Source organism: Pseudomonas sp. PDM10 (assembly GCF_014852295.1).
In the GTDB taxonomy this organism is placed as follows: domain Bacteria; phylum Pseudomonadota; class Gammaproteobacteria; order Pseudomonadales; family Pseudomonadaceae; genus Aquipseudomonas.
Genome location: NZ_JACVBJ010000002.1, coordinates 882982 through 894268, shown reverse-complemented (window position 1 = coordinate 894268; position 11287 = coordinate 882982). Strand labels below are relative to the sequence as shown.

The 11287-nt window shown below is 52.6% G+C and carries 9 protein-coding genes and 2 pseudogenes; 9 read left to right on the top strand and 2 right to left on the bottom strand.

Annotation, left to right across the window (positions count from 1 at the left end; translation table 11 throughout):
• Window positions 1–78 precede the first annotated feature (78 nt).
• A pseudogene (locus IB252_RS10715) lies at window positions 79–402 on the bottom strand (HlyD family secretion protein); the annotation flags it as partial.
• Between the two features lie 185 nt (window positions 403–587).
• On the opposite strand from IB252_RS10715, the gene IB252_RS10710 reads away from it, so the two are divergent.
• Genes IB252_RS10710 through IB252_RS10695 form a run of 4 tightly spaced genes read left to right on the top strand, consistent with a single transcriptional unit; the run spans window position 588 to window position 6091 of the window.
• Window positions 588–1892 (top strand): tyrosine-type recombinase/integrase, encoded by a 1305-nt coding sequence (locus IB252_RS10710; RefSeq protein ID WP_192408478.1) that lies wholly within the window; start codon window positions 588–590, stop codon window positions 1890–1892.
• On the top strand, window positions 1889–3700 hold the full coding sequence (locus IB252_RS10705) for a hypothetical protein (RefSeq protein WP_192408477.1): 1812 nt from the start codon (window positions 1889–1891) through the stop codon (window positions 3698–3700). The genes IB252_RS10710 and IB252_RS10705 overlap by 4 nt, the downstream gene beginning before the upstream one ends.
• 1 nt (window position 3701) lies before the next feature.
• On the top strand, window positions 3702–5618 hold the full coding sequence (locus IB252_RS10700) for a hypothetical protein (RefSeq protein ID WP_192408476.1): 1917 nt from the start codon (window positions 3702–3704) through the stop codon (window positions 5616–5618).
• A gap of 2 nt (window positions 5619–5620) precedes the next feature.
• Complete coding sequence (locus IB252_RS10695; protein WP_192408475.1) at window positions 5621–6091, top strand: hypothetical protein; 471 nt, start codon at window positions 5621–5623, stop codon at window positions 6089–6091.
• 289 nt (window positions 6092–6380) lie between these two features.
• Here IB252_RS10695 and IB252_RS10690 read toward each other — a convergent pair whose 3' ends face one another.
• Window positions 6381–6707, bottom strand: a complete 327-nt coding sequence (locus IB252_RS10690; protein WP_192408474.1) for a helix-turn-helix domain-containing protein — start codon at window positions 6705–6707, stop codon at window positions 6381–6383.
• An 88-nt stretch (window positions 6708–6795) separates the two neighbouring features.
• Between IB252_RS10690 and IB252_RS10685 the strand changes: the two genes are divergently transcribed.
• The 5 genes and pseudogenes from IB252_RS10685 (at window position 6796) to IB252_RS10665 (ending at window position 11279) form a co-directional block, all read left to right on the top strand.
• Window positions 6796–7233 (top strand): hypothetical protein, encoded by a 438-nt coding sequence (locus tag IB252_RS10685; protein ID WP_192408473.1) that lies wholly within the window; start codon window positions 6796–6798, stop codon window positions 7231–7233.
• A 60-nt stretch (window positions 7234–7293) separates the two neighbouring features.
• A pseudogene (locus IB252_RS10680) lies at window positions 7294–7533 on the top strand (VOC family protein); the annotation flags it as partial.
• A 589-nt stretch (window positions 7534–8122) separates the two neighbouring features.
• Window positions 8123–9193 (top strand): alkene reductase, encoded by a 1071-nt coding sequence (locus tag IB252_RS10675; RefSeq protein ID WP_192408472.1) that lies wholly within the window; start codon window positions 8123–8125, stop codon window positions 9191–9193.
• Window positions 9194–9203: 10 nt separating this feature from the next.
• Complete coding sequence (locus IB252_RS10670; protein ID WP_192408471.1) at window positions 9204–10040, top strand: pirin family protein; 837 nt, start codon at window positions 9204–9206, stop codon at window positions 10038–10040.
• Window positions 10041–10088: 48 nt separating this feature from the next.
• Window positions 10089–11279 (top strand): efflux RND transporter periplasmic adaptor subunit, encoded by a 1191-nt coding sequence (locus IB252_RS10665; RefSeq protein WP_192408470.1) that lies wholly within the window; start codon window positions 10089–10091, stop codon window positions 11277–11279.
• The last annotated feature ends 8 nt before the right edge of the window (window positions 11280–11287 follow it).

Here is an 11287-nt window from a genome sequence, read left to right as displayed (position 1 = left end):
TCGCGAAGGCGGTGTGTCAGGCAAGATTATGTCGACTGACACACCGCATTCGCGAGCAAGCCCGCTCCCACAAGGGGATTAGCGGTGTTCTTGAGTATTGCGGGTTTCCAGGATTGTTACGGTGGCCGTGGTCCCGGCACGCAGTCGGTTTTTGGCTGCGTAATCGGCGTCGATCTGTATCCGCACCGGTACCCGTTGTGCCAGTTTGACCCAGGTGTAACTGGGGTTGATGTTGGCCAGCAGGCGACCGCCGGGCAGGTTCTCCCGGTCGGAAATGGCGAAGGCAATGCTTTGCACGGTGCCGCCGAAGGTTTCGCCGCTCATCAATTCGATCCTGACCCGGTCGCCCTCCTCGATTCGCGGCAGCTTGGTTTCTTCAAAGTAGCCGCTGACATAAAACGATTTGGTGGACCCATCAGGCCGTCTCATTACGAGCGACTAATACTGCATGCCACTGGAGAACACAAAGACAGTACAGCTTGAAATCTAAAGCACCTCCGTCGACTTGTGGATCAGTGCTATGAAGCTATCCTTGCCTGTGCTGATTCCGATGGCCGATTGGCGACGGGTCGACCCGGGAGGGTTTCATGCATCTGTTTTATACTGATGTGTCCAGTTTAAAAGACACAATCGTCATTGATGGATCGCCTCTCCTTGTTGACGGAGAACCGTACCGGTTATCCGAGAATCATGTCGCGGAGGTTATCCAGGGAATAGGGCTGTTCGATGGACTTCCGTTTTTCCTCACAGAAACCGGCCTCTATGATTACGATTTGAGCGGTTTTTTCAGCTTCGTCTCCGCAGATGGCGCTCGCAGTATCGGAACACTTCGGACGTATGCCGAACAATTGCAGCTGTGGTTTCGTTGGCTTTCGGCTCAGGGCAAAACGTGGCGTCAAGCAAAGTCCCATGACTTGCGCGCTTACTACCGCGTGAGGCATCAAGTCGGCGGAGTTTGCGCCAGCACTTGGAACCTAGGTATGGCCGCCATCGCCCGGTTCTATGAATGGGCCTTGTGGCAAAAGCTTATCCCCGAAACCCCCGTCCCGTACAAGTGGAAGCGAACTCTTCTGGGCGGTGGGACCCACTTGGTCAAGGATGGAGTGGCCATGCACGACAGAGGCTCTGAGAACAGAGTCCGTTTTCTTACTGTCGAACAGTTTCGCATCTTTATTGGGGGACTGCGGAAGGTGGGCGGTCGACGCTCTAGAGCCTCGTCACGAAATATTGTGTTATCGACGCTTCTAATTCAAACCGGTATGCGCATTAGCGAAGCTTTGCTGATGTGCTATGACGAGCTTCCAGATCCGGACGACGCTCAGTTCGCGGAGATGAAATCGGTACCGTTCACATTGAGACGGGAAACGACAAAGGGACAAAAAAGTAGGTTGATTCGTATTCCTAAGCAGATTCTACGGGATGCGCATCGGTACTGCGAGGACGAAAGAAGTATTCATTTGGAGAAACGCGAGAAGCGTGACCCGATGTACATTGCCCCCAAAGAAATATGGGTTAACGAAGAGGGTACTCCCTTGTCGAGGAATGCCGTCGAGAAGTTCTTCCAGCGTGCTGCGATCACTTCTGGCATAGACTGCACTCCGCATTTCCTCCGCCACTCCTTTGCTATCTATACCCTTTCAAAGCTGATCCAACTGATGGTGAATAAGACCCACCAAGAGAATATACCGCTCGACAAACAGACTTACCTGCGCATCTGCGAGGACCCCGTACGAAAAATCCAACAATTGCTCGGGCACTCACAGATAACTACGACCTATAAATACCTGGATTACATCAACCTTCATGACAGATTAACTGACCTAGCGATCAGTGAATGGTCAGCAGAGTTTAGCGATATCGAGGAGCTGCTGAAATACGAGGAAGGCATATGAAGGAAAATGCCGACCCGCCGCTTCCCTCCCTTCGTCAGAATCGGATTAGCTTCGATGCGATGGCGCAAGAAGAACCATTGATCACTCAAGGACCCAGGCCCCTTAGGATCGAGCGCACTTTCCCGAACCGTGGTATGGGGTGGGTTGATCTCTCCGTACTAGGTGAGCGTCCTGCGTTGGCGCAGTCTCTTTTGATTGGAGTCCAGCACGCAGTCGATGCGTGCGGATCTCCTTCGAGCATGCATAGCTACCACCATCTCTTGTGCACTTTCGAGCGGGTCATGCAAAAACGCGAAGCGTCTGGTGCAGCCCCAATCAACAAGCTTGATGATATTACTGTTCCTGTGCTGAGCGAGTTATCAGAGGGCTTCATGTCTTTAGCCGGTGCAAGTACAGGGTACCAAAGGCTGGCGCGAATCAAGCGACTCCTCCTCAATATCGAGAACATCAATCCTGGAACAATTTCCGAAGACGTTCTTCAACAACTCTGTTTGGGATCAGGTAACAACAGGCCTATCAGGATCGCGCACAAGCAACCCTATACCGATCATGAGTTTTACCAAATCGAGAAGGCGTGTCGTGATGATATTAGAAAAACAATAGCCAGGCTCTCAACTGAAGCAGAGGAGCTACGTCACCACGGCAAAGACCCACGAGAGTATGGGTGGGCCAAACTGGAGAATCAAGTTTGGTTTCTGGAAAATGTGAACGGAGGGCAGTTCGTCTCGTCAAAAGAATTACGGAAACAAACCAATTACCAGTGGCGTAAAACATCAGAAGCTATCCGCGCGATATATCCGATTCTGGAGGACATGATACCGTTTTATCTGTTGCTGTGCATAAAAACAGCATTAAACCCTGAGAGCGCGATGAGGCTAAAACGAAACTGTCTCGACGAAAAACACACAACCCCACACGAAACCCTACTCCACTATGTAAAACTAAGATCATCCGGCCCTATGGTTCTTCCCGTTAGAACTGAGGGAACATTTAGCCCAGGAGGCTTAATACGAACGTATCTGAAGCTATCCGATCGCTGCCATGAACTCTCAAACGACGAGTCACTGTGGCTGGTTATAAAACATAAACGCTCCAATTCCATTTCAGCCCCAACTTCCAACTCCTTTGCTAGGGCCGTCTGCCAATTCGCTGAACGCCACAAACTTAATCATGACGACGGTGCCCCCCTGCAACTACGTGCGGATCGACTAAGAACAACTCGAAAAACACTGAGCTATCGGCATTCCAATGGTGACTACGGTCTCGCTGGGCACGATCATCGTAGGGATAGTACAACGGTAGATTACATTAATAATAGCATGACTGAAGACATCCATAATCAAGCTATTATGAATGGGCAACATCAGTTTCATGCGTTCTTCTCAGGGGCGGTCGTCCCCGATGGGAGCAGTACGATCGAGGTCGCAAAAATAATCAATACAGACATTGCTACCGCCGAAGCAATACTAAATGGACAGCAGGAAATGCTCATAGCGGACTGCAAGGATATGTTCAATGCACCTGGAGGTGAGCCGGGCAAACTCTGTGTAAAGGTATGGGCCTGTTTTGGATGCCAAAATTCCATATGGACAAGCCGCATACTACCAAAAGTACTTTGGTATATGGACTTTTTCTTGGAACAACGGCGAATGATAGCGGCACAAGAATGGGAAAAAAAATTCGGTTATCCGTACAGACTGATAACTAATTATATTTTGCCTGCTTTCTCGGCAGAGACTATTGCGCTTGCAAGAACCGAAGCCAAAGAACTCAGCCCATATGTTCCACCAGAAATGAGGACATTCTGATATGATCGCCACTCTTCATGCGTCGCTTCCCGAAAAAAGAAGCTTATCTCGGCATGTACAAGATAACGAAAAAATCTCGGAAGCCTCCTGCTTTATCGATGTCTCATGGGATTTTAAACAAGAAGTGCGCGCACCCAACGCTAAAAAAAAGATATATTGGGAAAAAATATCGTTTCATAACGAAACGGTACTGACCGATATCTGCAACCATAAATTCTACGTGACATTGAAAGAGTTCGCATTTTCGCGCATATTTAAAAGTGGCGCTACCTTCGGATGTCGAAGCGTAAAAATCCAAACGGTTATCGACGATATTTTATGCCTCAGCTCGTTTGCACGTTGGCTCGTAATTGAGGGTAAGTCCAGTTTCTCCGAAGCAACTCAACGCGACATTGACCGCTTCATTGAGTGGCTAAAAAATTCAGAGAGGCGAAGAGGAAAAGGAAGCCGGTCCAAGGCTTATGTTGTGCGTGCTCTTATTCCTATTCCACTTCTGTGGCTCCACAAAAACCACGTTGATCATGGTATAACTTTCAGCCCTTGGAATGGTCGCACGGTAACACGCGTTTTAAACTATCAGAATGCTGGAGAGAACCGGACCGAGATTATTCCTGAAGAAATGATGCAGCCCTTATACCAACTTTCGATGAAACTCATTCAATCCGACGTCATTGACCCCCTTATCCAGGTGTTGCGCCAGGCTCCTACTCCTCGATTATTGAACAGCGCCATCTCCAAAAATGAGAAGGAAGACCGCGCAAAGACATTTTACGAGCTTAGAAAACAATTAAAACGACATCACCTGTTCGTTGGCTCTGATAGATACGGGCCGACCTATTATTATCGCAAATGGAAAGTGCTTGAGGTGGATGTTGGAATAGTTTACGCAGCCTTTACTGTTATAATCGCCGGGTTGTCGGCTATGAGAGACAGTGAAGTTAGGTCGCTCGGGCCAAAGGCGGCGACAATCGAATACGACAGCGCAGGACAGCCTAAAACATACAAAATTACTGGGCGTACATTTAAAAATGCCAGCGAAGATATTTCCGATGAACTAGGTGGCGAGAAACGAACGTGGGTGGTCATAGAGGAGGTTTATAATGCATTGGTAGCCTTGGAAGAATTCGCCACTGCAGATCCTGCATTTGATCAAATCCGATTATTTTCGCGTTTCGGCGCCAACAACACGGTGAATATTAATTTGCGGCGCCTTTTGGCCTTGGCGAAAAATAGTGATGGTTCCCCTGTGATTCGCGAGGATGGCAACCAATGGCAATTAAAAAGCTCGCAGTTTCGGCGATCCTTGGCCCGATGGATCGTCTGGCAACCGTTCGGGATTATTGCGGGAAAAAACCTCTTTGGTCACGCACGTATCGCCACCACTCAAGGTTACGCCGCAAGTGATCCCAGTTGGAACAAGCTAGTAGCCAAAGAGGAGGCGGCACTGATTGATGCAGTCATGACTGACTTGGCCTTTGACGTGTCAGAGGGCGCTGTGACAGGGATCAAATCCAAGGAAATACTGGAACTGCTCGGCACTGCTGGTGACCGTCGGTTTGATGATGTTCTTTTTTATTTGAAGCACAATAAAAAGAATTTCCATGTTGGCCCTTACAGCTACTGCTTCTACGATCCTGATCGTGCCGCTTGCAAGTCGTTTGCACCAGCGGATAAACCACCTGCGCCTGTTACAAGCTCCTGTAGCCCTGACCGATGCGCCAATGCCTGTATCTCTCGCCGGCATTTACCTGCATGGCAAATCCTGGCAAGTGATCTTGGAAGCATGCTGCGAACGAAAGGTTTGAACGAGGCTCAGAAGCAGGCACTAAAGCGAGAGCGTACCAGAATCGAATCGATTATCACTCCCTTGCTGAACGAAACGTCGGCGTCCAGCCAGGATGATACTCAGGAGGGTTAAGCATGAAGAGGACAGACCAGACGAGGCAAAAGCTGATCGATGCGATGGATCGAATCATCCGCGGCCGCCCGGTTCGAGCCGACGCCAAGCTGACGCCCAGTAACGTGGCAAGGGAGGCGAGTGTTGGCAGAGCTACGTTGTATCGTTTCCCGGACATCTTGGCTGATATCGCTAGCGCCCAAAGCCATCTCTCTGAAAGCGAACCATCGAATCTCATGGACCAGGTCAAACGTCTCAAACATGAGCTCGAGGATCTGCGACGAGCGGAAAACGCCAAGGCCAAAACATACAAGGAAGTAGCCGTACGATGCGCCCAACACATTCAGGTATTGGCATTGACATTACAACTGCGCGATGAGGAGGTGGCACAGCGCGATAAAATCATCGCAGAGTTACGGACAACGCTTCGGCTCAGTGGAAACATGCTCTCGGTGATCGCCGCGCCGTCGACGGGAGACAATCAACCTCACTGAAACCACGGAAACGACGATAAAAATCAAAGGAGAAACCGTGAAAACGAACAGCTTGAGAAACCCTCGCCTGTGAAGTGCGTGTTTATTGACTGGGCCAAAGCACCAAAACTGCATGGCAGTTGTAACCCGGATTTTTACTCTGTTATCCGCAGTGGTTAACAGAGCAAAAAACAGATTAACAAAGAACGCTATTGCCCCTGATACGTCGGTGGGATTATCAGCATGTTTCCATGCCCCGCCCTCTCGTCCTCGCTAACCGTTGCACTGCCCGTTATGGCTCATAGGCGAATTAGCCGACCGATGGTAATGCACTACTATGATTGGTTTCACTACCAGTGGCAGAGTCGCCGTGGGCTTCTCTCTGAACCCGGATCATCAGCGACTCTATGCTTTGGCTTGGGTCCAGCACCAAAAAACTCTCGGCGATCAACGTCAATGGATGAACGTCGAGCACCGAGGCTAACTCAATCACCTTATCCAGTGTGGGACATTTGATACCGCGCTCCAAGGTGCTCAGGTAGGTTCGGCTACTCACATCCGAAAAATCCTCTTGGGTCAATTGACGCTCCAAGCGTCGAGCCTTGAGTGCCCGGCCAAAAGCTTGTTTCAGTTCCATTTGTGCAACTCACAAAAAGAACGATAAAGCCTTTTTTGTGCACTTTAGGGCTACAATCTATAGGGTTCGTTTTTGCGAGGGCGTTCGAATGTTCATCACCCAACCGGCTGCGCAGCGCTTTCCTCTGGGGCCGTATGACGACACGATCCAATGCTGGGGGGTGGTTGAGCGTGATTTGGAAACTCCCTGGTTTCATTTGTGCCTCGAGCTGCAGGAAGGCGGCTTCGCTTTTGGACACACGCTACTGGTGGCTGATGTAGCTCAACTGGACTCAGTGTTAGGGCAACTAACTGCTGATAGCTCGGTTCGCTCGCTGATGCTGGTAACACCGCCCTCAATGAATCATTCACCGCATTGGCGTATGGAGCGCGTCGTGCGCTTGCAAGTGAGCTTAGATAAATCGGCTGGCATTCTTTTTCGCGTCGACATGGACGGTGGCAAACGCTACTCACTGCTCAGCCTAAACCAGCGATGGGAGCCTAAAGACAAGGCGCGATGCATCTACGACGCAAGCCTGGCGGGCTAGTTGTCAGTGCAAACACAGCTCTATCTTCTGACCTACTCGCCCAAAAAATTGCCGCAATGTGCCTCCCTGAATAAACCGTTTGGAAGAGGAATCAACCTCCAGATTGACGTTTTGGCTGTCGCCCCCATCATCCAAAAACTTGGTCAGGCTGGATTTCCACTCTTTCGAGAATGCAAAGACACCTGGTATCGGGCTAACAATGTAGAAGTCGGCCAGCGCGAATTCATCGTCCAGGATCCCGATGGCTATCTCGTAAGGTTGGTAGAGCGTTTGGGTGAGCGGCCGGTTTGTTCAATCTGAACGCATGCTAAGGCGACCGTCCGTTTAGGGTCCAGAAGTGTGTAAAAACGCTTCGCCAAAATTGAGGTGTGCGCGTCTACGTTAAATCTGAAATTTATCGGCACGTCAGCAGATGTGGATTTTGCGTAGAAGCGCGATTTCCAGCCCGGTTTTGAGTTCCTGCCGCGCTGAGAAACGTTTTTACACAGCCTCGGCCGCAAGCGGACATAGAGGGCTACGCGGGCATTTGGTCGGGTGTGCCTGCAATCCCCAAATGAATGCTCTGCATAAAGTGGTTTAGAAGTCTAACTATCGACTCAGTCATTTGGTCTTGTCGACCAAGTGGCATCGCCAGTTTCGCAATCTTCAGTACGGTCGGTACCTCATTGAATCCAAGTATTCAGCAAGGCTACCTATCCCAGCCCGCCCTCCTCCTATTGTCTTACTTCATCTTCCAATCCTGAAGGTTGAACTCAATTTGTCTGAACGTAATCGCGGAATCCGTTAAAGACATTGCTCCATCAGTGGATCAGTCATTTCAATTTTACCCGGTTTATCCCGGATCCGGATTGATCAATGATGGCTCCATCGTTTACTGAGGAGTACCGCAATGAATTCGCTTTTTTCTCAAGTCAAAATCAGTCGCTACACCCTGTCCAACCGCATGGTCATGGCCCCGATGACGCGTTCGCGCTCCGACGACGACGGCGTGCCAAGCGAACTGGTGGCGACCTATTACGCACAACGTGCCAGCGCCGGCCTGATCATCAGTGAAGGCGTGTTCCCCGTTGCGATGGGCAAGGGTTACGTCCGTACCCCTGGCATCGAAACCGCCGAGCAGGTCGCAGCGTGGAAGCACGTCACTGAGGCCGTACATGCTCGTGGCGGAAGGATTTTCATGCAGTTGATGCACAGCGGTCGCATTTCGCACCCTTCGTTGCTGCCCAATGGGGCCCTGCCACAGGCACCTTCCGCGATCAAACCCGCTGGCCAGACCTGGACCGCGAAGGGTCTTCAGGATTTCGTTACCCCCCATGCACTGAGCGTGGTTGAAATTGCCGCGGTCATCGAGGGCTACCGCCAAGCGGCGCGCCTGGCTATTGAGGCCGGCTTCGACGGTGTAGAGTTGCATGCCGCTTCGGGGTATCTGCCGGAACAGTTTCTCTCCACGGGCAGCAACCAGCGCACGGATGAGTACGGTGGCTCGGTTGAAAACCGTGTTCGTTTTGTACTGGATGTGCTGGCCGCCATTTCGACGGAAATCGGTGGTGACCGGGTGGGCCTCAAGCTCTCGCCTGAGATGAACTTCAACGATATCGTCGATGCCAACCCGCAAGAAACCTACACCTGGCTGGTCGAACAACTGCACGGGCTGAATCTCGCCTACCTGCACGTGGCCCTGTTCGGCGCCAGCGTCGACTACCACGCGTTGCTGCGTCCACTGTTCGACGGCAGCTACCTGATCGGTGGCGGACTCGATCAACGCTCCGCCGAATCCCTGATCGCTGAGGGTCGGGCCGATGCCGCCGTGTTTGGCAGCGCCTTCCTCGCCAACCCCGACCTGCCTGAACGCTTTCGTACAGGCGCCGAGCTTAATGCTCCAGACAAGAACACGTTCTACGCACCGGGCGCGCAAGGGTATATCGATTACCCGGCCATGAGCCCGGCACAGAGCGCCTGAGGAGATTGCCATGACAACCGTCGCACGTTTGCAGCGCATGAATCACGGCAGTCAGTTCCGCGCTTTCAGCCTACGAGGAAATCAGTTCGCCAAGCCTATCGACCCGTTCCTCGCGGTCGATCATGCCTGGATCAGCGGGCCAACGTTTCCACCGCACCCACATGCCGGTTTCTCGGCTGTGTCCTATCTGTTTCTTGATTCCGAGACCGGAATTGATAACCGTGACGCGCTGGGTAATCGCAACCTGATTAAGCCCGGTGGGCTGCACTGGACGGCGGCGGGTAAAGGAGTGGTGCACGAGGAGGTGCCGGCCGAGCCGGGCAAGACGGTGCACATGCTGCAGATTTTCATCAACCTGCCGCAGGAGCGCCAAGCAGATGCTCCGTTTGCGCTCAGTCTCGAAGCGCAGGATGTGCCTGTGGTGCGGTTGCCAGGGGTCAAGGTGCGCGTGCCACTGGGCAGTTTCGCCGAGGTGTCGTCGCCCTTGTCCGTGCCCACCGAAGTGACCGTGCTGGACATCTCGCTCGAGGACGGCGCTGAAGTCAGCGTCCCGATCCCCGAAGGTCATGTGGCGTTCGTGATGCCGATTGACGGCGAAGTGAGGGTCGACGGCCTCCCCTTCAACCTCATCGAGCTCACGCTGCCGGTGAATCTCCCGTTGCATGACGATCGCGCAGTCAGGTTGAGCGCACCCAATGGTAATGCCAAAGCCGTGCTGTTTTCAGGTGTCCCGCTCAACCAACCGGTGTTTTGGCAAGGTCCGCTGGCGCTCGCCTCTCAGCTTGCGCTGACCGAAGCCATTGATGGCTACCAGCGCGGTGCGTTCGGAAAGCTGCAACCTCGTTGACTCAATGTTGACCGAAAAACGCGCCTCCCCTGGCAGGTAAATGACGCTATGACGACAACTACGCCCTCCCCAGCCGCTACCACTCAACAGCGAACATCGTACCGCCCCACATTGCTGCTGATAGTGGCCATCGTCCTTATGGTCGTTGCCTTGTGCATTGCCTACCTGCTGAAACTGGATAGCGAATCCACCGACGATGCCTATGTTGACGGTAATGTGGTTCAGGTGACCTCCCAAGTCAGCGGTACCGTAACGGCAATCAGCGGCGACAACACCGATCATGTCGATACCAACGCGCCATTGGTCACATTGAACGCCGTGGATGCCGAAATCCAGTACGAGCGCGCCCAGTCAAACCTCGCTCGCGCAGTACGCCTGGCACGCACTGAGTACTACCAGGTCCAGCAACTCCTGGCCGAAGTCGAGCAGCGTCGAAACGACGTGCGCAAGGCTCGGGATGATCTGCGTCGGCGCAACCAACTCGGCGCCAGTGGTGCAGTTTCTCGTGAAGAGATCAGTCACACCGCCGACGTACTGAAAAACGCAATCGCAGGGCTTGATGGCACCCAACACGCCCTCTCCATTCGGCGTGCGATGGTCGACGACACCACACTTCGCACTCACCCGGATGTGCTGGTGGCGGCAAGCAACCTGCGTGATGCCTACATCGCCTTGCATCGCACCCAGATCTATTCACCGGTTGCCGGCGTGATCACCAAACGCAACGTGCAGGTCGGACAAAAAATCAGTCCGGGTATCGCGCTGATGTCGGTGGTGCCGGGTGATCAAGTCTGGGTCAATGCCAATTTCAAGGAATCGCAGATTGAAGACCTGCGTATTGGCCAACCCGTTGAGCTGCGCGCGGATGCCTACAGCCGCAGCGTCATCTTCCACGGGACCATCATCGGCCTGGATGCCGGTACCGGCAGTGCTTTCTCCTTGATGCCGGCCCAGAACGCTACGGGCAACTGGATCAAGGTGACGCAACGGGTGCCGGTAAGGATCGCCTTGCGGCCGCAGGAAATAGCACAGAACCCCTTGCGACTGGGTTTGTCCATGCGGGTTTCAGTCGACACCTCCGATCGCAATGGCCCTGTCCTGAACAAGACCGGTGCACAGCAACCGGTTTACAGCACCGAGATTTTCAAGAACGAACTTCAGGATGCCAATGAAGTGGTGGAACGCGTGATCAGTGCCAATGAGGGCAGTGACCATGACCCCAAAAACCTGAAATTTTGACGGGGGGA